This window comes from Pseudarthrobacter sp. GQ63 (genome assembly GCF_059758765.1).
In genome coordinates this window covers 295,022-316,424 of the sequence record NZ_JCAXEF010000003.1, presented here as the reverse complement: position 1 = coordinate 316,424, position 21,403 = coordinate 295,022, and the positions used below count along the sequence as shown (strand labels likewise).

The window sequence follows — 21,403 nt, the reverse complement described above, 5'->3', positions numbered from 1 at the left end:
CCGGCGGGGAACTGGGAACCACCGGCGCGGCCTCAAGTACCTGTCGTGGCTGGTCAGAGCAGTCTCAAGCGCCATTCATAGGGTCGTTTAGGGCGCGCTTCCAAACCGAAAGAATTATTCAAGTCTCTGGATAAGTCGCGGTTCCAGAGCATGTGCGACGGCGGTTCCGTCCCTACCCCGCCGGCCGCAGCGACGTGATCATCCGCTTGATGTCCGCATACTCCGGCGTCCCCGCATACAGCTTGGCCTTCTCCAGGTACGGCAGCGACGGGTCGCCCGGTGTCAGGTTCAGTTCAGGGTTGTAGAACGCGCCGAACGTGGCGGCGTTGGGCGGCCAGTTGAAGAAGTGGAACATGTAACAGGCCGAGTCACCTTCGGGAAGGGGCGCAGTGGTGATGCCGTAGGCCGCTGCCGGGGTGTCCGGCGGGCCGGCAGCGGCGTCGTTGCCGCGGGTCTCGAACGTGTACCGCGGCACGGTGCCGTACTGGGCCAGCTGCGGCATCTCCTCGGACTCCAGGACCGAGTACGGGTACTTCTCCGTGCATGTGGACCCGGTGGCCATGTTCGTGCGCAGCGTCGCCAGCAGCCGCCCGTCCTCGCTGGTCACCTCAGCGAACGCCCCGCCGCCCTCGGCCAGCTCCCCCGCCGGGTCCGTGACGCTCCAGGTGGAGGGCAGGTCGAACGCCAGGTCGCCGGCCGCCGTCGTGTACGTGGTCCAAGAGGCCGGCGCCGGGGCGCTTGTTGTCTCAGACGGCGGCGGTGACGCCGGGGCTGTTTCCGTAGTTGTTGCCGTCGCCGTCGCCGTCACAGGGGAGGTAACGCTCGACGGCGACGACTGCGGTGAGCCGGCCTGCCCACCACAGGCAGTGAACGAAAGTAAAAGCAGTACTGCCACGCCGGGCCGCCGTGACCGCCGCATGTCCGCCTCCCTGGAAGCCGTTGTGATCCTCCCATTGTGCAGCTGCGGCGGCTCGCGGGATCCATTAGTCAACCGATTGGAGCCGAACTGTTGCAGCGCGTAACGAAACCAAGCCCGGCCGGGCCGGCCGCCCGCCGTCGTTCATCTACATCCCCTTCAACGCACCTTGCGGTGCGGGCTGTTTGGGTGAGCGGATGGCAACCAGCGTGAACACGAAGGCGACCGTGGCCGTGACCACCAGCAGCATCAGCCCAATGAAGTAGCTGTTGTCCTCGGCGTTGTAGGTGGCGCCCATGACCAGCGGCGGGAAGTAGCCGCCCATCCCGCCGGCCGCGCTGACAATGCCGCTGATGCTGCCCACCTTCCCCTGCGGTGAGAGCCTCCCAACCCACGCGAACACGCCGCCGGTGCCCAGGCCAAGTGCGGCGGCCATGGCCACGAAGGTAAGTCCGGCCGGTATTTCGCCGTCGGGCCGCAGGTTCACCACAAACGCCAGCACCGCGATGCCCGCCAGGGACGAGAGCACCACCGGCTTGGACCCGATCCGGTCCGCCAGCACTCCCCCGATGGGCCGGAACAGCACCGCCGCCAAGGCAAACCCGGCGGTCCGGGTGCCGGCAGCGGTCGGATCGAACTGGTAGATGTCCCGGAGGTACGTGGGCAGGTAGGTGGCGAAGGAGACGAACCCGCCGAAGACGATCGCGTAGAGGAAACACAGCTTCCAGGTGACGGCGAGCCCGGCCGCGTCCTTGAGCTTGGGGATCACCGGCGCGGTGTTCCGGTGCCAGTCCGGCGACTCCTTCAGGTTGAACCAGATCACGGCCCCCATCACCACCAGCAGCCCGGCAATCAGCAGGTGCGTGGGCAGGTACCCGATCCAGGTCACCAGCCGCGGGGTCAGGAAGGCCGCCAGCGCGGTCCCGCCCATCCCGGCACCGAACACGCCGGTGGCGAAACCTCGCCGCGACGGCTCGTACCAGGCGGAAACGAAGGGAATTCCGACGGCGAACACGGTGCCTGCGATCCCCAGCAGCAGGCCGGCGCCCAGCACCACCGCATAGGAACCGAGCGTGCCGCCGAGCGCCACCAGCAGGACGGGAGGCACGCTGCCCAGCAGGACAAACGTGAACATCACCCGCCCGCCGAACCGGTCCGTCATGGCGCCCACCACGATCCGGCCCAGCGATCCGACGAAAATCGGCATGGCCACAAGGACCGCGGTGGCGGTGGAGTCCAGCCCCATCTCCTGCGTGTACCGGGCGCCCAGTGGCGCCACGATGTTCCACGCCCAGAAGGCCATGACGGACGCGCTGGTGGCGAGCGCCAGGTTCAGGCCCTTGCCGGGATGGGACGTCTCCGCGGACGGCACGGGATTCGCGGGGCGTGCGGCTTCAGTCATGGTGTGCTCCCCTCACCGGTTCCGGGTGTCCCGGTCCTCGGTCCCGACGGCGGACCAGCCGCGTTTGCCGGCGGGGGCGTTGGGGTTCTGCGCGGCATTGCCGCGGGACCTGCTCCCGGCCCTCCCTGCGGGCCGTGTACCCGCGCGCCCGCCTGTCCTGCCGCCGTCGCGGTCCCGCGAGCGGTACACGATGTACGGGCGGAACAGGTAGTGGAACGGCGCGGTGAAGGCGTGGACCAGCCGGGTGAAGGGCCAGATGATGAACAGCGCCATCCCCACCAGCGTGTGCAGGTGGAAGGAGAACGGCGCGGCAGCCATGGCAGCAATGTCCGGCTGGAAGATGAACAGGGACCGGAACCACGGCGCTACGGTTTCGCGGTAGTTGTGCCCGTGTTCGCCCTCGAACACGCTGGCCAGGGTGGTCCACAAACCGAACACGATGGCGGCCGTCAGCACCACGTACATGGCCTTGTCATTCTTGGTGGTGGCCATGAACACCGGCCCGGTGGTGCGGCGCCGGTAGATCAGCAGGATGATCCCGCCCAGCGTACCGATGCCGGCGATACCGCCCACGAACAGGGCGTTGAAGTGGTAGAAGTCCTGGCTCATCCCCACCGCTTCCGTCCAGGACATCGGGATCACCAGCCCAAAGAAGTGCCCGGCAACCACGGCGAGCAGGCCGAAGTGGAACAGCGGCGAGGCAATCCGCAGCAGCCTGGACTCGTAGAGCTGGGAGGACCTGGTGGTCCACCCGAACTGGTCGTACCTGTAGCGCCAGACCAGTCCGCCCACCAGGACCACCACCATCACGTAGGGCAGGACGCCCCACAGCACAATGTCCAGGGCGGTGAGTTCGACGGCGGCACCGGGCTGTGTTTCCAAGGGCAGCGTTTCAAGGGTCACCATGGTCAGGCCCCCTTCACGGGCAGCAGGCGCGGATCGTAGGGGTCAAGGCCAACCGCCTCAGTGGGCGGCCCGTAGCCTGCCATCCGCATCACGGCCTGTTCATCCGCCGGCGACTTTCCGGGCAGTGTGGCGCAGATGGCCTCCAGGATCCGGGCGTGCGGAAGCTTGTCCCGGAGCAGCCCGAACTTCAGCATCTCCAGGCTTGGCCGGTACCGGATCAGCAGCTCCCGCCCTGCGGCGAAATCCACCAGCGCGGTGTACTCGAGCACCATGGGCAGGTAGTCCGGAAGCTCCCCCTGGGTGTCCACCAGGATGTCGCTTTGCCGGTAGGCCTTCTTGAAGCTGCCCAGCACTTCGCCGCGGCGCCGGGTGTCACCGTCCGTCCAGTAGCTCAGATGCAGGGCGTGGCGCCGGCTGAGGTCGAACTCCCGCACGTAGTGAGCCTGGGCCTCCATCAGCGGCGTGGCTTCCAGCGCGTCCAGCACCTCCCCGAAGGGTTCGACGGCGCCCGCGAACTCCGCGAGCGCGGCGCGCATTAGCGGCATCTTGCCCAGGAGGTCCTGGTCCGGGTAGGACAGGCACCACGCGGCGGCCATGTACACCACCTGGTCCCGGCGGCTCACGGCTGGTCCTCCGCCGCGGCCAGGGTTCCCGGTTCGGGCCCCTTGTCCGGGAAGAGCCCCGGCGGCGCCCCGCGCCCGTCCCAGTTCAGCAGGTTCACCCTGCCCTTCAGGTTCGTTCCCGTTGATACCTCATCGCTGGTCTGCCGGTCGCGCAGGGCGTTGAAGGTGTCCACGGCAACCGGCACCGGCCTGCCGCTCGCCTCACCGAAAGGCGAGGAATCCTGCATGCCCGGGCCGCCGTCGAAATCCAGCGAACACCCCATCTCCTCCAGGTCATGCGCCTGCTCCACGTGCGCCTTGGGAATGACGTACCGCTCGTCGTACTTGGCGATGGCCATCAGCCGGTACATCTCGTACATGGTCTGCCCGTCCATGCCCACGGCCTCGGCGATGGACTCGTCCGGATCGTTGCCCAGGCTGATGCCGCGCATGAACGCACGCATGGCCGCCAGCTTCTTCAGCACCGCGGTGACCCGGTCTGCGTCCCCGGCGGTGAAGAGCTCGGCGAGGTACTCCACCGGGATCCGCAGGGCATCAATGGCGCCGAACAGGTTGCCGTGGTCCTCGCCGTCGTGCCCCTGGTCCCGCAGCAGGTCCACCACCGGGGAGAGCGGCGGCACGTACCAGACCATCGGCATGGTCCGGTACTCCGGGTGCAGCGGCAGGGCCACCTTGTACACCTTGGCCAGGGCGTACACCGGCGAGCGCTTGGCGGCGTCGATCCAGTCCTCCGGGATGTCCTGCGCCCGGGCCTCGGCCTGGACGGCGGGATCGTTCGGGTCCAGCAGGACGTCCATCTGGGCGTCGTAGAGATCCTTCGGGTCGGTGACGGACGCCGCCGCGGTGACCGCATCGGCGTCGTACAAAAACAGCCCCAGGTACCGCAGCCGGCCCACGCAGGTCTCCGAGCACACCGTGGGAATCCCCACCTCCACCCTGGGGTAGCAGAAGGTGCACTTCTCGGCCTTGCCGGTCTTGTGGTTGAAGTAGATCTTCTTGTACGGGCAGCCGGTGACGCACTGCCGCCAGCCGCGGCACTTGTCCTGGTCCACCAGCACAATCCCGTCCTCCACCCGCTTGTAGATGGCGCCGGAAGGGCAGGAGGCCATGCAGGACGGGTTCAGGCAGTGCTCGCAGATCCGCGGCAGGTAGAACATAAACGTCTGCTCGTACGCGAACTTGATCTTGTCCTCGGACTCCCGCCGGACCTTCTCCACCAGCGGGTCCAGGTGGCCGTGTTCCGCAGAGCCGCCCAGGTTGTCGTCCCAGTTCGCGGACCAGGTGACTTTGGTGTCCTCCCCGGTGATCAGGGATTTCGGCCGGGCCACCGGAAAGTCGTCGCCCAGGGGCGCGTCCACCAGGGTTTTGTAGTCGTACGTCCACGGCTCGTAGTAGTCCTTGAGCTCGGGCTGGACCGGGCTGGCGAACAGCCCGAACATCTTCTTCACCCGGCCGCCGGCCTTCAGCACCAGTTTCCCGCGCTTGTTGAGATCCCAGCCGCCGCGCCATTTGTCCTGGTCCTCATAGCGGCGCGGGTACCCCTGCCCGGGACGCGTTTCCACGTTATTGAACCAGACGTATTCGGTGCCCGCCCGGTTGGTCCACGCCTGCTTGCAGGTGACCGAACACGTGTGGCAGCCGATGCACTTGTCCAGGTTCATCACCATGCCCATTTGAGCCATGACTCGCATCAGTACTGCACCTCCTGTGAGCGGCGGCGGACCGTGGCCACCATGTCGCGCTGGTTTCCGGTGGGGCCGAGGTAGTTGAACGCGTATGCCAACTGGGCGTAGCCGCCGATCAGGTGCGAGGGTTTCACCAGCAGCCTGGTCACCGAGTTGTGAATACCGCCGCGCCGGCCGGTGGCCTCAGACTTCGGGACATCGATGGTGCGCTCCTGGGCATGGTGGACGTACACCACACCGGAGGGCATCCGGTGGCTGACGATGGCCCGTGCCACCAGGACGCCGTTGATGTTCAGGCATTCCACCCAGTCGTTGTCCCGGACCTGGATGGAGTCGGCGTCAGCCGGGCTCATCCAGACGGTGGGTCCGCCGCGGGAGAGTGAGAGCATCAGCAGGTTGTCCTGGTATTCGGAGTGGATGGACCACTTGGAGTGCGGCGTCAGGTACCGGACCACCACCTCCAGCTGACCGTTCGGGCCCAGTTTGGGTTCGCCGAACAGCCGGTGCATGTCCAGCGGCGGCCGGTAGATGGGCAGCGCCTCCCCGATGTCCGTGATCCAGTCGTGGTCCAGGAAGAAGTGCATGCGGCCGGTGAGGGTATGGAAGGGCTTGAGTCGTTCGATGTTGATGGTGAACGGGGCGTAGCGGCGGCCGCCCGTCTCCGAACCGGACCATTCCGGCGACGTGATCACCGGCACCGGGGCCGCCTGGGTCTGGGCGAACGTGATGAACTTTTCCTCGGACCCCTCGGACAGGTCTGCCAGCTTCCGCCCGGTCCGGACTTCCAGGTCCTTGAAGCCCTGTACGGACAGTGCGCCGTTGGTGGTGCCGGAGAAGGCCAGGATGGCCTCCGCCATCTTGGCGTCGGTGTCCATGGCCGGGCGGCCGTCCGCGGCGCCGCCGAGCATCACGCCGTTCGAGTGGCTGAGCCGATTCAGCGGCCCCTCGAGTTTGTAGGTGATGTTCTTGACGGTGAATCCCAGCTTGTCCGCAAGGGGCCCGACGGCGGCCAGTTTGTCCGCGATGGTTGTATAGTCCCGCTCCACCACGGAAAAGACGGGCATGTTCTGCCCGGGAACGGCGGGGATGTCCGTCTCCCGCCAGTCCCGGACCGTCCCGCCGGGCTGGGCCAGCTGGCCCGGGGTGTCATGCTGCAGCGGCACACTCACAAGGTCGCGCCTCACGCCCAGGTGGGTCTTGGCCATCTTCGAAAACTCGCGGGCCAGCAGGTGGAAGGTGTCAAAGTCGGTCTTGGTTTCCCAGGGCGGGTCGATGGCCGGGGTGAACGCGTGCACGAACGGGTGCATGTCCGTGGAGGACAGGTCGTGTTTCTCGTACCAGGTGGCGGCGGGGAACACGACGTCGGACAGCAGGGTGGTGGAGGTCATCCGGAAGTCGGCGGAGACCAGCAGGTCCAGCTTCCCTTCCGGCGCCTGCTCGTGCCATTTCACGTGCGTGGGCTTGAGCCCCTCCGCATGGTCCTCCCCCATAACGTTGTTGTGGGTGCCCAGCAGGTTCCGCAGGAAGTACTCGTTGCCCTTGGCCGAGGACCCAAAGAGGTTGGAGCGCCACAGGACCAGGGTGCGCGGCCAGTTCTCCGGGGCATCCACATCCTCGATGGCCGGGTTCAGGGTCCGGTTCTTGAGTGCGTCCGCGATGTAGGTGGGGGTGTCCTTGGCGGTTCCGGCGGCGACGGCGGCCTCCGCCTCATCTGCGAGGTCCAGCGGGTTGCGGTCGAACTGCGGGTAGAACGGCATCCATCCAAGCCGGGCAGACTGGGCGATTGCGTCCGCGGTGTGCAGGCCGTCAAGGGCGCCGGTGGACAGCGGGGACTTCAGCGCATCCGCGGAATATCCATCCTGGCGCCACTGGTCCGTGTGCATGTACCAGTACCCGGTGCCGATCATGGTGCGCGGCGGCCGGGACCAGTCCAGGGCGTTCGCCAGCGACACCCAGCCAGTGATGGGGCGCGTCTTCTCCTGCCCCACGTAGTGCGCCCAGCCGCCCCCGTTCCGGCCCATGCAGCCGGTCAGCATCACCAGCGCCAGGATGGCCCGGTACGTGGTGTCGCCGTGGAACCACTGGCAGATACCGGCGCCCATGATGATCATGGAGCGGCCCTTGGACTGCTCGGCGTTGAGGGCGAACTCGCGGGCCACGCGGATGCAGGCCTGGGCGGGAACGGACGTGATCTCCTCCTGCCAGGCCGGGGTGTAGGGGGTGGCGGCGTCATCGTACCCTGCGGCCCAGTCCCCGGGGAGGCCTTCCCGGGCCACGCCGTACTGCGCGAGCATGAGGTCGAACACGGTGGTGACCAGCTGGCCTTCCACTTCGATGACGGGCACGCCGCGCCGGAGCACGCTGCCGGTGCCGTCCGCCTGCTCGAAGCACGGGAGCAGGATTTCGGCGCTTTCCCCCGAGACCTCCCGCAGCGAAAGCGCCGGTTCCATCCCCTCGAGGTCCAGGTTCCACTTGCCCTCGCCGCTGCCGGAGTAGCGGAACCCCATGGAACCGTTCGGGACGGCGGGACGGCCCGCCTTTTTGTCGAACAGGACGGTGCGGAAGGCAGCGTCCTCAGCCCCGGACTCTCCCGGGAGGTCACCGGCGGTGAGGAATTTCGACGGCGTGAGGGTGCCGTCGTCGCGCTTTTCCAGCCTGACCAGGAATGGCAGGTCCGTGTACTGCTTCACGTAGTCCGTGAAGAACGGCACCTGCCGGTCCACGAAGAATTCCTTGAGCGTCACGTGGCCCATGGCCATGGCCAGCGCCGCGTCGGTTCCGGCCTGGGCGGGGAGCCACTCGTCCGCGAACTTGGTGTTGTCCGCGTAGTCGGGGCTGACGGTGACCACCTTGGTGCCGCGGTAGCGCACCTCGGCCATCCAGTGGGCATCCGGGGTACGGGTGACGGGAACGTTGGAGCCCCACATCATGAGGTAGCGCGCGTCCCACCAGTCGCCGGATTCGGGCACGTCCGTCTGGTCCCCGAACACCTGCGGGCTTGCGACGGGAAGGTCCGCGTACCAGTCGTAGAAGGAGGTCATCACGCCGCCGATGAGCTGGATGAAGCGGGTGCCCACCGCGTGCGAAACCATGGACATCGCCGGGATGGGCGAGAAGCCGGCGCAGCGGTCCGGGCCGTAGGTCTTGATGGTGTTCACGTGCGCGGCGGCGGCAATTTCAATGGCCTCCTGCCAGGACACCCGGACCAGGCCGCCCTTGCCGCGGGCCTGCTGGTAGCGGCGCCGCTTGTCCGGGTCCGCGGCGATCTCGGCGAAGGCGAGCACGGGGTCGCCGAGCCGGGCCTTCGCCTCTCGGTACATCTCCACGAGGACCCCGCGGGCGTAGGGAAAGCGGACCCGGGTGGGCGAGTAGGTGTACCAGGAAAAGGCCGCCCCGCGGGGGCAGCCTCGTGGTTCGTATTCGGGACTGTCCGGCCCCACAGAGGGGTAGTCGGTCTGCTGGGATTCCCAGGTGATGATGCCGTCCTTGACGTACACCTTCCAGGAGCAGGACCCGGTGCAGTTCACGCCGTGGGTGGAGCGGACCACTTTGTCGTGGCTCCACCTGTCGCGGTAGAAGATGTCCCCCTTGCGGCCGCCCTCCCGGAAGACTGCCCTGCCGTCGTCGGTCTGGTCCCACTTCGTGAAGAACCTGCCCACCTTCAGCATTGCATCCGATGCTGCTCCGTCTACCCCCGGGACAAAACGCTCCTCAGCCATGCTGCCACGGTAGGTGCGGCTCCGGCGGGCGAGTAGGGTCTTTCGACTGGTTGCGCTTTAGGTGGGGCGGGACTAGGTTTCGGGCTGCCGTAGGCTGAAAACCGCAGGCGACGAACAGGGAGACAAGCGGTGGCCGGGACAGCATTGACAGGAACAACGGTGGCGGAGCTGATGGCCGAACTGGCGGAGCTCGAGGACCCGAGGGCACGCGAGGTGAACGAGCGGCACGGCGATGACCATGGCGTGAACCTCAGCAAGCTCCGCGCCATCGCCAAGCGGCTGAAGACCCAGCAGGACCTTGCCCGCGAGCTGTGGGCCACCGGTGATACGGCGGCCAGGCTGCTGGCGCTCATTGTCTGCCGGCCCAAGGCCTTCGGGCGGGATGAGCTGGATGCCATGCTGCGCGAGGCGCGCGCGGCCAAGGTGCAGGACTGGCTGGTGAACTACGTGGTGAAGAAGGGCCCGCACGCCGAAGACCTGCGCGTGGCCTGGCTGGCCGACCCGGATCCCGTGGTAGCCGCTGCCGGCTGGGCCCTGACCAGCGAGCGCGTGGCCAAAGCGCCCGAGGGCCTGGACCTTCCGGGGCTGCTGGACGTCATCGAAGCGGAGATGAAGAACGCCCCGGACCGGCTGCAGTGGGCCTTGAACACCTGCCTCGCCCAGATCGGGATCCACCACGCGGGGCATCGGGCGCGGGCACTGGAGATCGGCGAGCGCCTGGAGGTGCTCAAGGACTATCCCACATCCCCGGGCTGCACGTCCCCCTTCGCCCCCGCGTGGATCAACGAGATGGTCCGCCGGAAAGATGGCTGACGTCCGGGTGGTCCGCTGAGCCCCTGATACCTCCTACTCTAGAAAATTACAGTCACTGCATGCTAAATTGCAGTTACTGCACTTTTTATTGACAGGAGAACGATATGTCAGGCTTTTCAAGGCGCCCGGAATGACCTCCCCGCTGGTCATTGACGCCAGGAACATCAGCAAGAGCTACGGCAAGGGATCCAGCACGTTCCACGCCCTCAAGGACGTCACGCTCCAGGTGGCGCCAGGGGAATGCGTAGCCGTCGTCGGGAAGAGCGGGTCCGGCAAGTCCACCCTGATGCACATCATCGCGCTGCTGGACACGCCGGATTCCGGCAGCCTCTCCTTCAACGGCCGCGACGCCCTGGCACTGCCGCCGAAGAAGGCCAGCGAGCTCCGCAACAAGGAGTTCGGGTTCGTTTTCCAGCAGTTCTTCCTGACGCCGGGGACCAGCGTCATGGACAACGTGACCCTTCCACTGAAGATCGCAGGGGTGTCCCCCAGGGCACGCAGGGAACGCGCCCTGGCCGTGCTGCGGCAGTTCGAACTCGAGGACAAGGCCGCAAGCAACGCCAATGACCTCTCGGGAGGACAGAAGCAAAGGGTGGTGATCAGCCGAGCCCTCATCAACGAGCCAACGGTCATCTTTGCCGACGAACCAACCGGCAACCTGGACAGCGCAACAGGAGCAATTGTTGAAGACGCCCTCTTCCAGTTGAACCGGGACCGCGGCATTACCCTGGTCATCGTCACCCATGACGAGGATCTCGCCGCCCGCTGCGACCGCCAGGTCTTCATCCGCGACGGCGTGGTTGTTCCCTCCGGGGCGGGAGTGGGTGCCGCATGAAAGCCGCCGATCTGGTCGGGTCCGCTGCCCGCAACACCCTGCGCAGCAAGCTCCGCACCACGCTGACAGTGCTGGCCCTGTTCATCGGGGCGTTCACCCTGACGCTGACGACGGCGGTGGGTGCGGGGGTCACGGACTACGTCACCAAACAGGTGGCGTCACTGGGAGCCGATGACGTTTTCATTGTCACCAGGACCGCCGAGGAGACAACGGAAGGCCCCCGCGCCTATGACCCGAGGACATCCAGCGCATCGTCCGCCACGGGTGGCCCCGCCCTCCCCGGGGCCGGGCAAAGCGACCCGTTGACGGAGGCTGACCTGGAAAAACTCGCAGGGATAAGCGGCATTTCCCGGGTTGAACCTGTCCAGGCGGTGGCTGTTGACTTTGTGCAGTACAACGGCGGCGGGCAATTCGAGCTCAGCGTCAATCCAACATCCTCGATCACCCGGGCAGACCTCCTCGCCGGCACTCAGCTCTCTGAGTCCTCCGGGACGCGCGAACTGGTCCTTCCCGCCGACTATGTAGACGCGCTGCGGCTCGCCGACGCCCAGGACGCCGTCGGCGCGGTGGTCCAACTGGGCATCACGGACGTGCTCGGTGCGCGGCACCAGGTGGACGGAACCGTCGTCGGAATCTCCCAGGAGAGCCTGCTGTCCTCCGGCGGCGGGGCCAACCCTGCCATGGTGTCAGCCCTGGCCGAAGCGCAAAGCGCCGGCATCGACACCGGCCCCGCCCGGTACCCCCTCGCCGTCGCCTACTTCGATCCGGCCCTTTCAAGCGCCCAGGTAAGCGACCTCCAGGAAAGTGTGGCGGATGCCGGTTTTGCGGCCCAGACCATCCAGGACCAGCTGGGCGTCATCAAAACGGTCATTGACGGGATCATCGGCGTACTCAACGCCTTCGCCATCGTCGCCCTGGTGGCCGCGGCCTTCGGCATTGTCAACACCCTGCTGATGAGCGTGCAGGAACGCACCCGTGAAATTGGGCTCATGAAAGCCATGGGTATGCGGGCCGGCAAAATCTTCGCACTCTTCAGCCTCGAAGCTGCCTTCATCGGCTTCCTCGGCAGCCTGATCGGGGTCGCGGCGGCGGTGCTGGCAGGCAGCGCGCTGAACGCGGCGCTGTCCGCGGGACCGCTGTCCTCCCTGCCCGGGCTGAACATCCTCCTCTTCGAGCCGGGCGCCATCATGGGCATTATGCTGCTCATCATGGCTATTGCCTTTATCTCCGGGACCCTGCCGGCGAGCAGGGCTGCCAGGAAGAACCCCATCGACTCCCTTCGCTACGAATAAGAGGCAGGAACCACGCATGACAGACCAGCGGGAACCCGGCCTGCGCCAGCGCAAGCAGGCCGCGACGGCGCTCACCATTGAGCGGAGCGCCGTGGCCCTGGTCCAGGAGCACGGCTTCCAGGCCGTCACAGTGGACATGATCTGCGCTGCCAGCGGTGTCTCACAGCGGACGTTCTTCAACTACTTCAAGACAAAGGACCAGGCGATCCTCGGGGCCGAACCCGGCAGGCTGGATGAACGGCGCGTACGGGAGTTCCTGGCCTCGGACTCACCTGATCTGCTGGCTGGAATCCTCGATCTCCTGGCGACCCTCGCTCCGGTGGGCACCGACGACAGGGCCCTGGCTGCAGACCGGATGGGCATTATCAGCCGCACTCCGGCCCTGATGCAGAAGGAGATTGAACGGCTTTCCGACGTGTACGAGGAGTTGAAGGACGTCCTCTATCTCCGGCTGCGCCGCTCCGCGCCCGCAGCTGAACCTCCGGAGGAAACCCGGACCCAGAGCGCCGTGATAGCCCACCTCGTTCCGGGGATACTCCGGTTCACCCTTGAACAGCAGAGCAGCAGCAATCCGGGGCACCCGGATGCCGGGACGGCGCAGCTCCTCGCCGGGGCGCTCCAGAAGCTGCTCCCCGCTGCTCCGGCAGGGGAACCTGCCACATGAGGCGGAGCCCCCGCGCGAGTCTGGCTCGAGCGCGGGGGCTCCCTGTGCTTCCGTGTTGGGGAATAACGTGGAAACAGATAGAACTTACAGCCGCCTGCTCTGCCCCGAACGTCCATTTCGCAGGGTTGCCGCAAATCTTGATTAAACATTGAGCAGGGCCCGTTCGAGCAGTGTGTCCACATGCAGTTGCTGCCACTCGCAGCACCTCCACACGCCGCGCCCTACACAAGCAGCAGTGCCCCAGCCGGAGGACGGCGGGGGCACTGCTGCTGGGTGGTCCTGGCCGTCCTAGCCGATGAGGAGCGTGATGAGGCGGATGGATGAGGCCACGATCGCGATCAGGCCGATGGCGCCGAAGACGTTCTGCCACCAGCGGTTGCGGAGCTCTCCCATCAGCGATGACCTGTTGGCCATGACGAGGATCAGCACGCCCAGCAGCGGGGCGATGAGCACGGTGAGGGACTGGGCGATGACGATCAGTCCCACCGGGGAGGACTGGAAGGAGAGGGTGATGATCAGCCCGAAAGCGAGGATCATCCCCGTGACGATGCGTGCTGCCGGTGATCCGGCATGGGTGCCGCGGCCCATGGCATCGGAGAGCATGGTGCCCCCGGCCGTGGCGTTGGCGATCATTGAGGAGAAGGCGGCACCGGAGAGGCCCAGGGCAAACAGCATGGATCCGACCGGACCGGCCAGGGGTGCGAAAACGGAGGCCAGGGCGTTGATGGTTCCCGCCTCGGCGCCGGTCTTGCCCAGCACGGACGCGGCCACCAGGATGACCAGCGTTGTCATGATGCCTGGGGCGATGATCCCCGGAATGGTGTCGGCGAGGGTGATGTCCCGGTAGTCGGCGCGGGTGCGGCGATGTTCCTTGATGCCGTACGAGGTGTAGAACGCAGCGTTGATGGAGAAGTTGGTTCCCACCAGTGCCACGATGAGGATTTCGCTTCCGGGCGGAAGGGACGGAACCATGCCTTCCATGGACCGGTACCAGTCCGGCTGGGCCACGACGGTACTGGCGATGAAGGCGATCCCCATAAGGACCACGATGACCAGCAGGGCCTTTTCCACCAGGCCGTAGACATTGCGGAACGCCAGGACAAATCCGACGGCGGCCGTGCAGACGACCGTCCAGACCACCGGGGAGCCGCCGAACACCAGGGACAGGCCGAGTCCGGAGCCAACAGCGTTGCCCACCGAGAACATCAGCGTGATGCCGAAGACACCGAAGCCTGCGAGGATGCCCACAGGCTTGCCGAGATGCTCCTTGATGGAGGTGATCAGCGAGGTCGGGGTGACGATTCCGAGCCGGACGCTCATGTCCGTGAAGAAGATCATGAGGATGGTGGAGACCGCGATGACCCAGACGAGGCTGTAGTCGAAACGGCTGCCGGCCTGGACGGCGGTGGTCAGGTTTCCGGGGCCGAACTGCCAGGCGCCCACCACAAACGCCGGGCCCATCAGGGCCAGGTAGCCGAGGAAGGTTCGGCGCTTTCCCGTTCCGGCGGGCGCGGGGTGTACGTGCGGGGCGGCCATCTGCTGCTCCATCTGTCCGGGATGGATGATGGTCCTATTGTGCTCGCGCATCTGCGAGTCCTCCTTCTACAGCTGCAGTGCTGTGGGTCGTCGTTGACCGGGTGGAGAGTAAAAGCGGGGACCGGGTGGCGGGCGGTGGGCCCGCCACCCCGTAAGGATCCGGAAGAAGGATCAGACAGTGGCCGTGACGCTGCCGAGGTTTGCGGACTTCAGGGCAAGGGCGATCTCTGCGCCGGCGCCTTCAGCGAGCGGAAGCAGCGGGGGCCGGACCGTGGCGTGCTCCAGGATGCCGCGGGCAACGAGGCCCTCCTTGAGCGCCACCGTGCCCTCCATGTGTGAACCGCGGTGGTACACGTTCTTGGTCACGGGCAGCAGGCGGTCATGGATGGCACGGGCGGCCGGGTAGTCCTTGGCCTTGCCTGCCGCGATCAGCTCTACCAGCGGTTCGGGTGCGAGTCCGCCATAGCCCACCAGGGCGCCGTCGACGTCGAACATGGTGTGCAGCAGGTACTCGTCATGGCAGGTAAGGATCTGCAGGTCCGGATAGGTGGCGCGGAGCACGGGAATCTCCGTGTCCCAGCGCTTCATGTTGCGGACGCCGTTCTTGGTGGCGAACACACCTTCCTGGCCGGCGATCTCCAGTTGGGTTTCCAGGTCGTAGGTGGCCTTGGTGGCGTCCGGGTACTGGAAAAGGATCAGCGGCAGGCCGGACGTCTCGTAGATTTCCTTGTACCGGGTCTGGGGCGCGCCCTTCTGGTACCCGAACCGGAGCCAGCCGTGCGAGGGGTAGACCAGGCCGGCGGACGCGCCCGCCTCCACTGCGCGCTTGGCCTCGAGGGCTGCGACGGTGTTTCCTTCGCCGGTGATGCCGGCGATGATCGGGATCTCGCCGTTCACGGCGTTCTTGAATTCGCGGATCACCAGGGCCTGTTCGTCCTGGGTGAGGAAGGTGCCCTCACCGGCATGGCCCAGGACCACCAGGCCCTTGACGCCTTCGACGCTTGCCAGCCAGCCTCCCAGCCGGTGGATGGCGTCGACGTCGACGCTGCCGTCGCGGTTGAACGGGGTGACGGGGGCGGGAACCAGCCCGCGGAGATCGATGGTCATTTCACTACCTCTGTCTTCATTGATGGTCGGCAGTCCCGCCAGTGTTTCTTCTCCTTGTGAGAACGTTTGCGGGAACGTTTTCATTGTGACGCGTGTCGCAGCTCACTGTCAAGAGAACGTTTGCAGAAAGTGGGAATAGAGTGTCTGTACACGCTTGCTGCAGAAGAGGAGAACCGTCATGGAACCCGTGGCATCCGGCTCGATCGTCACGCTCAGGGATGTTGCTGCAGCCAGCGGCGTCAGCATTTCCACGGCCAGCCGCGCACTGGACGAGCGGACAGCTTCGCGGTCTGCCGCGGCGGCGCATGTCAGGAAGGTCGCCGAGGAGCTCGGCTACCGCCGGAACTCCTTCGCCTCCGGCCTCCGCCGGGGCGAAACCAGGACGCTGGGCGTCCTTGTTCCCCGCCTGAGCGACACTGTCATGGCGCTCATGTTCGAAGAACTGGAGCGGGCAGCGTCCTCGCGCGGATATTTCGCCATGGTGGCCACCAGCGGGGATGACCCCAACGACGAGCGCCGCGCGGCAGAGACGCTGCTGGACCGGAACGTGGACGGGCTGATCCTGGCAACGGCAAGGCTCGACGACGAACTTCCACGCCGGCTGCGTGAGCGCAAGGTGGCGCACGCGCTGGTGCTCCGCACCGACGGAGTCAGCCCCTCGGCCCTCGGAGACGATGAGGTGGGAGGCTACCTCGCGGTCCGGCACCTCGTCGACCTGGGACACAGCGACATTGCCGTGGTCACCGGGCCGACATTCACGTCAACAGGAATCGCCCGCCTGGCCGGGGCACGCAGGGCCCTGGGCGAAGCGCGGCTCACGGCCCGCGAGGAGTGGATCATCACCGGGGGCTACGGCATCGAAAATGGATTCAGCGCCGGCGAGGCACTTCTGGGTCGGGATAACCGCCCCACAGCCGTCTTTGCGGCGAACGACAACATTGCCATGGGGATCATGGCCGCGGCCCACAGGCACGAACTGAAGATTGGGGAGGACCTGGCGCTGGTGGGGTACAACGACACGCCCCTGGCGGCCAGGCTCCCCACTCCACTGACGTCCGTCCACGTGCCTTTGGACCAGATCGCGAGGACGGCGATCGACCTCATCGTTGAGCCGGGTGCGGAACCGCAGGTCCGGAAGTCAATGCCTTCGCTCATCCCCCGCGAATCAAGCGGCGCACCGCGTGTCCATGGCAACGGTAAATGAACGCTGCGGGCGTCAAGCCCTAATCAGTCTCCGGCGCTTCCGTGGCGTCCGGATCCTCTTCGGGCTCAAAGGTGTTGGGTTCGGCATCCGCACCGATCCCCACGCCATCCTTCTGGCCGGGAACACCGCCGTCGCCCTTTCCCTGCGCAGTGGCCGTACCCTCCTGCGGATCATCCTCAGGCAGTGAATCTGGTGAGTTGACAGTCATCGCTCCTCCTTCATTGGCCGGTCCTTCACGCTAACAGCCCCCGCCAGGAAAGGCGCGGATACAGCAAAAGAATTTAAGGCCGACGGCGGACCGGCGCCGCCGCGCGGAGGATGATCTCCAGTCCCGCGGGGCTTCCGGGCCAGTGCCGCTCAAGCGCCCCGGGACCCGCCCGTTTGAGCACCGAACGCAGCACCAGCGCCACGATCACGGCGTCATCCGCGTAGCCGATCACCGGAACAAAGTCCGGCACCAGGTCGATGGGCAGGAGCAGGTAGGCGAGCAGCAGCACCAGCCGCACCCGCACACCGGCGGCCAGCGTCCGGTCAGCGGCCAGCCTCCGGACCATCCGGAGCAGGTCCGGGAGCAGGCGCAGCGCGTCCTTCATGGTGACGGTCTCGGGGTGGCGCCGCGCGTAGATCCACAGGAGCACAAGGAGCACGGCGTACGCCAGCAGCAGGCCGGCCGCAACCCCGGCGACGGTTTTCCAGGTCATTTCCGCCTCTTCCACAGGGCCGGTGGTGGACGCCGGCTACTGACTGAGGGTACGCCAAGGAAGTCTGCTGCTACGGCGTCATCCGGTAGCCCACACCGCGGACGGTCTCTACCCAGCGTGGATTCTGCGAGCTGTCACCCAGGCGCTTGCGCAGGTTGCCCAGATGGACCTCGACGGCGCGTTCTTCCCCGGCGGTGACAAAGGATCCGGTGTTGTACGGCTCGTTGCGGAGCCGCCGCACCAGGTCCGCCTTGGTCTGGACGGTCCGCCCGTTCTCCATCAGGACCAAGAGGATGTCGAACTGGGTGCGCGTCAGGTCCACGGGCTCCCCATTGATCGACGCCTGGCGGGACGCCTCATGGAGGGTCAGTCCCCGGTGGGCGAAATCGCAGCAGCCCGGCGCCGGAGGCGAACCCGCTTCACCCTCCGGCCCCTCGTGCGGCCCGTGAAGATCACCGTGCGGGGCCTGCGCCGGTGAGAGCCGTTCGCCTCTTCGCGGCGGAAGCGGCCGCTCCGCCGGCGCCTCCCGCAGGGTCCGCGGCCGCCGGAGCATGGCCGCAATCCGCGCACGCAGTTCGCGGGGGCGGAAGGGTTTGGTGAGATAGTCGTCCGCGCCGGCCTCGAACCCCATCAGGGTATCGGCTTCGTCCACCCTGCCACTGACGATGATGAGGTAGGCGTCGCTGAACGTCCGGATCCGCCGGGACGCCTCAATGCCGTCGAAGTCCGGAAGGCCAACATCCATGGTGACGATGTCCGGGTTGTGTTCACGGACGGCATCCACGCCTGCAACGCCCGAGGCTGTGGAATGGACGGCGAACCCCGACTGCTGCAGCACTTCCGTCAGCGTTGTCCTGATGTCGTCGTCGTCTTCCACCACCACGGCAACACCGCGCTCCACCATGCACTCCCCCAAGCTTCACTTCATTTTGCGCCCAGGTTTTCCTCAGGCACATTCAAGGAACATTCGGAGAAACGGGCAATATGGATTGCTTTTATTATTCCGCACCGTGGGACCGCTATGAGCCTAGCCCAAGGAATTGCAAGTGGGCTTATTTGCTTCGTCTAAATTGAGCAGTTCTTGAGCTTTGGCAAATATTGCGTATTTACTGAGATTTGCCTCACTAAAAATTAAGTCCGTTGAGCTATTGCCTTCTGCAGAGTTCCTGGCTGAAGATCAACCTGTGCTCCTCAGGGGCGCAATTGCTCGCTGGGAGCAACCGAAAAGGGGCGTTTCATGGCTGACTTTCGCTTTTTTGTCTCACATCCCAAGCGCCGGACCACACCGCTGGCAATGCTGGCAGCGGCCGCCGTCGCAATGCTTGCCTGCGTGCCGCCCGCCCAGGCAGCGGACACCACGCCGATGGATCCCAATCCGGGGCCCTCAGGCAACTTCGCCTGGAAGGGATTCAACTGGGAGAAACGGTTCTGGGGCGGCGCCCCGCAGTACAACAAGGCCTTCGCAGCCGCGAACGTCAGCAACCCGGACGCCAATGGCCACATCACGATGAACCTGACTAATCCCACCGGCGATGCCCCTGTGGGAGCCGAGTTCCAGTCCACGCGGAAAGGGTTCGGCTACGGGACCTACAGCACCACCGTGGAAAAGAACCTGGAAACTCTGCAGAAAGAGGTGGTGTGGGGCTGCCTGTTCACCTACGATCCCCTGGCCGAACCGGGATACAACGAAATCGATCTCTGTGAGGCCTCCGCGTGGGGCGGCGGCGCCGCGTACGGGCAATCCTGGCCTGTGACCCAGGGCCACGGCTACTGGTTTGATGCCACCAAGCCTCCCGGCGAGGGTAACAACACCACGGTCTTCGATGTCACGCCGGACCCGATCACCACCCACCGGATGGTGTGGGAGCCGGGGAAGATCACGTTCGAATCCTTCGCCGGCGAGGGATTCGCCGGGAGCCTGCTGAAGCGCACCGTCCTGGAAGGGGCCACTGTCCCGGTGCCGGCCCAGGAACAGGTCCACTTCAACCTCTGGGTCACCGGGGGCGGCGGCGGGGATCCTGCGCATGTAAAACCGGAAAGCGTGGTGATCAGGGATTTCTCCTTCGTCGCCGCTTCCGGTCCAGCGCCCGCGGAACCTGTCTCGGCCATCAAGCTGAGTGCCGCCACCACCAAGGCAAAGTCCATCAGCACTACCACCTTGGCGTGGACAGGGGCCACCGGCACCAGCGTCACCCTGTGGATCAACGGGACACAAAAGTCCGTGCCCAATTCAGGCTCCTACGTCAACAAAATCAAGGGTGGAAAAACCACGTCCTACAAAGTGTGCGATGCCGCGGGCTGCTCCAATATGGTCAGCGTGGTGACCTGACCCGCTTGGACTACCTGGCAAACCTGCCACCGTGCCCGGCATGGGAAACGCAGGGCGCCCGTGCGGACGCCCTGCGTTTTTCCCTGGGCTGAGCCCCGGGACCGCCTAATGCCTAGGCCTTGGTACCGCGGACGGGGACGATCCTCTTGATGGCCAGGCCCAGCGCAAGGAGCGCAAAGGCTGCAAGGGCGAACCAGAACACGTCCCCCGCGCCGGTCATTGCGAGGGTTCCGGAACCGGCTCCGGCTGCTGCGGGAACTGCTGGATTGTTATACATGGTTCTTACCAGGCTTTCTTTCTGTTAAAGGCTGCGTCTGTGTACGCCTTCGCGTGAACCAACTGCAGGAAAAGGTCGATCACCAGCTCGTACATGGTGGCGGCCGCGAGCATGTACTTCCATCCCCGGAGCCGCACCGTCACCACCCGTTCGATCACGAAGACACCGGTCACGGCAAGCCAGAACGGCTGGATGTGCAGCCCTGCCCCCGTGCCCAGTGCAACCGCCACCGTGCTGAGATAGCCAAGCGTCACCAGGACACCCGCCACCGAAAGAACCTGCCTCCCCCAATAGGGCCTGGTGACCCGCGTCCAGCCGTACTGGACGCAGTTCTCCACCGCCCCGCGCTTCCACCGCAGGCGCTGCGCCCAGAGTTCCCGCCAGGTGGGCATGACCTCTGTGACCAGGGTGCAATCGGCGGGGGATTTGATCCGGTACTTCAGCGTCAGCAGGGCGAAGGACAGCTCGTTGTCCTCCGTCAGGACCGACGTGTCGTAGACGCCGCCCCTGCCGTTGCCGGGAGGGAGCGTGCCGTCCAGCCTGGCCGTTGAAACGTCGCGGAGCGTCCGGACCCGGAACAGGGCGGCCGTGCCGGTGACTACAAGGCATTTGCCGTGCAGCCGCCGCACGTCCCTGGCGTACCGGGCGTATTCATTCCTCTGCAGGTGGCCAACGAATCCACCGCCGTCCCCTCCCCGGAAGACACCACCCACGGCACCCAGCCGCGAATCAGCCGTGAGATGCCTCACCGAGCGCTCAATGAAGTCCCGTGAGAGCTGCGAATCGGCGTCCTGCACCAGAACCATGTCCTCGGGCGCAGCCTCCGGCAGCAGATCAGCGAGCACGAAGTTGAGGGCACCGGCCTTCTTGTCCGTGTTCCCAACGGTCGACACCACCTCGGCGCCGGCCGCCAGGGAAATAGCTTCCGTTTCATCGGTGCAATTGTCTGCAACCACAATTACCCGGTCCGGGGTAATTGTCTGGTTTTGCAGGGACAAAAGGGTCCCGCCGATTCCGGCGGCCTCGTTGTGGGCCGGGATGATGACCGTGATCACAGGGTTTCCCCTGCCAAAAGCTCAAGCATGAATGATGCCTGCAATTGCGACGCCGCGCACATTTTTCCCCGCTGAAGCCATTTGAAGTTCTATTGGCTCTGAGTGTTTCAACGCCAACTCAAATCGCTTGCACAGAAGCGGCAACAAAACTGCAAGCTTCAATCAAGATGGCCGCACGCACCTCAAGCTCAGGATGCGTTAGCACTGAGGTTGAGGGCGGGCACCAGTGTCCCCGATGTCAGCAAGCGCCCCGCCCAGGGGTTCACAAGAAGAAGCAGAAGCGCACAAGAAACGCACAAAAACTCTTGACTGCTCACAGCGAGCGCTGTTACAACTTGT

At 65.7% G+C, this 21,403-nt stretch carries 19 protein-coding genes; 6 read left to right on the top strand and 13 right to left on the bottom strand.

Annotated elements, in window-relative coordinates:
- Nucleotides 1–172: 172 nt before the first annotated feature.
- From AC6CHP_RS08695 to AC6CHP_RS08670, 6 genes are all read right to left on the bottom strand, one after another.
- Nucleotides 173–919, bottom strand: coding sequence for a hypothetical protein (locus AC6CHP_RS08695; RefSeq protein WP_498229202.1), 747 nt, complete (start codon nt 917–919; stop codon nt 173–175).
- A 145-nt stretch (nt 920–1,064) separates the two neighbouring features.
- Nucleotides 1,065–2,318, bottom strand: a complete 1,254-nt coding sequence (locus tag AC6CHP_RS08690; protein WP_498229200.1) for an MFS transporter — start codon at nt 2,316–2,318, stop codon at nt 1,065–1,067.
- Nucleotides 2,319–2,330: 12 nt separating this feature from the next.
- The gene (gene narI / locus AC6CHP_RS08685) at nt 2,331–3,224 is read right to left on the bottom strand and encodes a respiratory nitrate reductase subunit gamma (RefSeq protein ID WP_498229198.1); all 894 of its coding nucleotides are present in this window, start codon (nt 3,222–3,224) and stop codon (nt 2,331–2,333) included.
- Nucleotides 3,225–3,226: 2 nt separating this feature from the next.
- Nucleotides 3,227–3,847, bottom strand: coding sequence for a nitrate reductase molybdenum cofactor assembly chaperone (gene narJ / locus AC6CHP_RS08680; RefSeq protein ID WP_498229196.1), 621 nt, complete (start codon nt 3,845–3,847; stop codon nt 3,227–3,229).
- Complete coding sequence (gene narH, locus AC6CHP_RS08675; protein ID WP_498229194.1) at nt 3,844–5,538, bottom strand: nitrate reductase subunit beta; 1,695 nt, start codon at nt 5,536–5,538, stop codon at nt 3,844–3,846. The genes narJ and narH overlap by 4 nt, the downstream gene beginning before the upstream one ends.
- Nucleotides 5,538–9,251, bottom strand: a complete 3,714-nt coding sequence (locus tag AC6CHP_RS08670) for a nitrate reductase subunit alpha (RefSeq protein ID WP_498229192.1) — start codon at nt 9,249–9,251, stop codon at nt 5,538–5,540. Before AC6CHP_RS08670 ends, narH begins: the two co-directional genes overlap by 1 nt.
- A 171-nt stretch (nt 9,252–9,422) precedes the next feature.
- Between AC6CHP_RS08670 and AC6CHP_RS08665 the strand changes: the two genes are divergently transcribed.
- The 4 genes from AC6CHP_RS08665 to AC6CHP_RS08650 all read left to right on the top strand — a co-directional run bounded on the left by AC6CHP_RS08665 (nt 9,423) and on the right by AC6CHP_RS08650 (nt 12,855).
- Nucleotides 9,423–10,064, top strand: a complete 642-nt coding sequence (locus AC6CHP_RS08665; RefSeq protein WP_498229303.1) for a DNA alkylation repair protein — start codon at nt 9,423–9,425, stop codon at nt 10,062–10,064.
- Between the two features lie 130 nt (nt 10,065–10,194).
- Nucleotides 10,195–10,899 (top strand): ABC transporter ATP-binding protein, encoded by a 705-nt coding sequence (locus AC6CHP_RS08660; RefSeq protein ID WP_498229190.1) that lies wholly within the window; start codon nt 10,195–10,197, stop codon nt 10,897–10,899.
- Nucleotides 10,896–12,191: an ABC transporter permease gene (locus tag AC6CHP_RS08655; protein WP_498229188.1), complete on the top strand. Its 1,296-nt coding sequence runs from the start codon at nt 10,896–10,898 to the stop codon at nt 12,189–12,191. Before AC6CHP_RS08660 ends, AC6CHP_RS08655 begins: the two co-directional genes overlap by 4 nt.
- A 16-nt stretch (nt 12,192–12,207) precedes the next feature.
- Nucleotides 12,208–12,855: a TetR/AcrR family transcriptional regulator gene (locus AC6CHP_RS08650; protein WP_498229186.1), complete on the top strand. Its 648-nt coding sequence runs from the start codon at nt 12,208–12,210 to the stop codon at nt 12,853–12,855.
- 288 nt (nt 12,856–13,143) lie between these two features.
- On the opposite strand, the gene AC6CHP_RS08645 is transcribed toward AC6CHP_RS08650, so the two are convergent.
- Nucleotides 13,144–14,442, bottom strand: coding sequence for an Nramp family divalent metal transporter (locus tag AC6CHP_RS08645; protein ID WP_188731412.1), 1,299 nt, complete (start codon nt 14,440–14,442; stop codon nt 13,144–13,146).
- 120 nt (nt 14,443–14,562) lie between these two features.
- Nucleotides 14,563–15,498 (bottom strand): dihydrodipicolinate synthase family protein, encoded by a 936-nt coding sequence (locus AC6CHP_RS08640; RefSeq protein ID WP_066279417.1) that lies wholly within the window; start codon nt 15,496–15,498, stop codon nt 14,563–14,565.
- A 178-nt stretch (nt 15,499–15,676) separates the two neighbouring features.
- Here AC6CHP_RS08640 and AC6CHP_RS08635 point away from each other — a divergent pair, with 178 nt between their 5' ends.
- Nucleotides 15,677–16,702 carry a LacI family DNA-binding transcriptional regulator gene (locus AC6CHP_RS08635; protein ID WP_498229183.1) on the top strand — a complete coding sequence of 342 codons (1,026 nt, stop codon included), beginning with the start codon at nt 15,677–15,679 and terminating at the stop codon, nt 16,700–16,702.
- A gap of 19 nt (nt 16,703–16,721) precedes the next feature.
- Here the strand turns inward: AC6CHP_RS08635 and AC6CHP_RS08630 are convergent, their stop codons facing one another.
- From AC6CHP_RS08630 to AC6CHP_RS08620, 3 genes are all read right to left on the bottom strand, one after another.
- The gene (locus AC6CHP_RS08630; protein WP_377195807.1) at nt 16,722–16,910 is read right to left on the bottom strand and encodes a hypothetical protein; all 189 of its coding nucleotides are present in this window, start codon (nt 16,908–16,910) and stop codon (nt 16,722–16,724) included.
- Between the two features lie 73 nt (nt 16,911–16,983).
- Nucleotides 16,984–17,403 carry a YkvA family protein gene (locus AC6CHP_RS08625; protein ID WP_498229181.1) on the bottom strand — a complete coding sequence of 140 codons (420 nt, stop codon included), beginning with the start codon at nt 17,401–17,403 and terminating at the stop codon, nt 16,984–16,986.
- A 70-nt stretch (nt 17,404–17,473) separates the two neighbouring features.
- Entirely contained in the window at nt 17,474–18,307 is an 834-nt protein-coding gene (locus tag AC6CHP_RS08620; protein ID WP_377195808.1) for a response regulator transcription factor, read from the bottom strand.
- Nucleotides 18,308–18,640: 333 nt separating this feature from the next.
- On the opposite strand from AC6CHP_RS08620, the gene AC6CHP_RS08615 reads away from it, so the two are divergent.
- Entirely contained in the window at nt 18,641–19,732 is a 1,092-nt protein-coding gene (locus tag AC6CHP_RS08615; RefSeq protein ID WP_427115946.1) for a LamG domain-containing protein, read from the top strand.
- A gap of 112 nt (nt 19,733–19,844) precedes the next feature.
- Here AC6CHP_RS08615 and AC6CHP_RS08610 read toward each other — a convergent pair whose 3' ends face one another.
- Together AC6CHP_RS08610 and AC6CHP_RS08605 are read right to left on the bottom strand one after the other, a co-directional pair.
- Nucleotides 19,845–20,009, bottom strand: coding sequence for a hypothetical protein (locus tag AC6CHP_RS08610; protein ID WP_174175030.1), 165 nt, complete (start codon nt 20,007–20,009; stop codon nt 19,845–19,847).
- Between the two features lie 5 nt (nt 20,010–20,014).
- On the bottom strand, nt 20,015–21,064 hold the full coding sequence (locus AC6CHP_RS08605) for a glycosyltransferase family 2 protein (RefSeq protein ID WP_188731402.1): 1,050 nt from the start codon (nt 21,062–21,064) through the stop codon (nt 20,015–20,017).
- Nucleotides 21,065–21,403 lie beyond the last annotated feature (339 nt).

Bases quoted from the DNA above. Each gene is read 5' to 3' on its own strand.
- AC6CHP_RS08695 (WP_498229202.1), bottom strand. From the start codon at position 919: ATGCGGCGGTCACGGCGGCCCGGCGTGGCAGTACTGCTTTTACTTTCG.
- AC6CHP_RS08690 (WP_498229200.1), bottom strand. From the start codon at position 2,318: ATGACTGAAGCCGCACGCCCCGCGAATCCCGTGCCGTCCGCGGAGACG.
- narI (WP_498229198.1), bottom strand. From the start codon at position 3,224: ATGGTGACCCTTGAAACGCTGCCCTTGGAAACACAGCCCGGTGCCGCC.
- narH (WP_498229194.1), bottom strand. From the start codon at position 5,538: ATGCGAGTCATGGCTCAAATGGGCATGGTGATGAACCTGGACAAGTGC.
- AC6CHP_RS08670 (WP_498229192.1), bottom strand. From the start codon at position 9,251: ATGGCTGAGGAGCGTTTTGTCCCGGGGGTAGACGGAGCAGCATCGGAT.
- AC6CHP_RS08665 (WP_498229303.1), top strand. From the start codon at position 9,423: ATGGCCGAACTGGCGGAGCTCGAGGACCCGAGGGCACGCGAGGTGAAC.
- AC6CHP_RS08660 (WP_498229190.1), top strand. From the start codon at position 10,195: ATGACCTCCCCGCTGGTCATTGACGCCAGGAACATCAGCAAGAGCTAC.
- AC6CHP_RS08655 (WP_498229188.1), top strand. From the start codon at position 10,896: ATGAAAGCCGCCGATCTGGTCGGGTCCGCTGCCCGCAACACCCTGCGC.
- AC6CHP_RS08650 (WP_498229186.1), top strand. From the start codon at position 12,208: ATGACAGACCAGCGGGAACCCGGCCTGCGCCAGCGCAAGCAGGCCGCG.
- AC6CHP_RS08645 (WP_188731412.1), bottom strand. From the start codon at position 14,442: ATGCGCGAGCACAATAGGACCATCATCCATCCCGGACAGATGGAGCAG.
- AC6CHP_RS08640 (WP_066279417.1), bottom strand. From the start codon at position 15,498: ATGACCATCGATCTCCGCGGGCTGGTTCCCGCCCCCGTCACCCCGTTC.
- AC6CHP_RS08635 (WP_498229183.1), top strand. From the start codon at position 15,677: ATGGAACCCGTGGCATCCGGCTCGATCGTCACGCTCAGGGATGTTGCT.
- AC6CHP_RS08630 (WP_377195807.1), bottom strand. From the start codon at position 16,910: ATGACTGTCAACTCACCAGATTCACTGCCTGAGGATGATCCGCAGGAG.
- AC6CHP_RS08625 (WP_498229181.1), bottom strand. From the start codon at position 17,403: ATGACCTGGAAAACCGTCGCCGGGGTTGCGGCCGGCCTGCTGCTGGCG.
- AC6CHP_RS08620 (WP_377195808.1), bottom strand. From the start codon at position 18,307: ATGGTGGAGCGCGGTGTTGCCGTGGTGGTGGAAGACGACGACGACATC.
- AC6CHP_RS08615 (WP_427115946.1), top strand. From the start codon at position 18,641: ATGGCTGACTTTCGCTTTTTTGTCTCACATCCCAAGCGCCGGACCACA.
- AC6CHP_RS08610 (WP_174175030.1), bottom strand. From the start codon at position 20,009: ATGTATAACAATCCAGCAGTTCCCGCAGCAGCCGGAGCCGGTTCCGGA.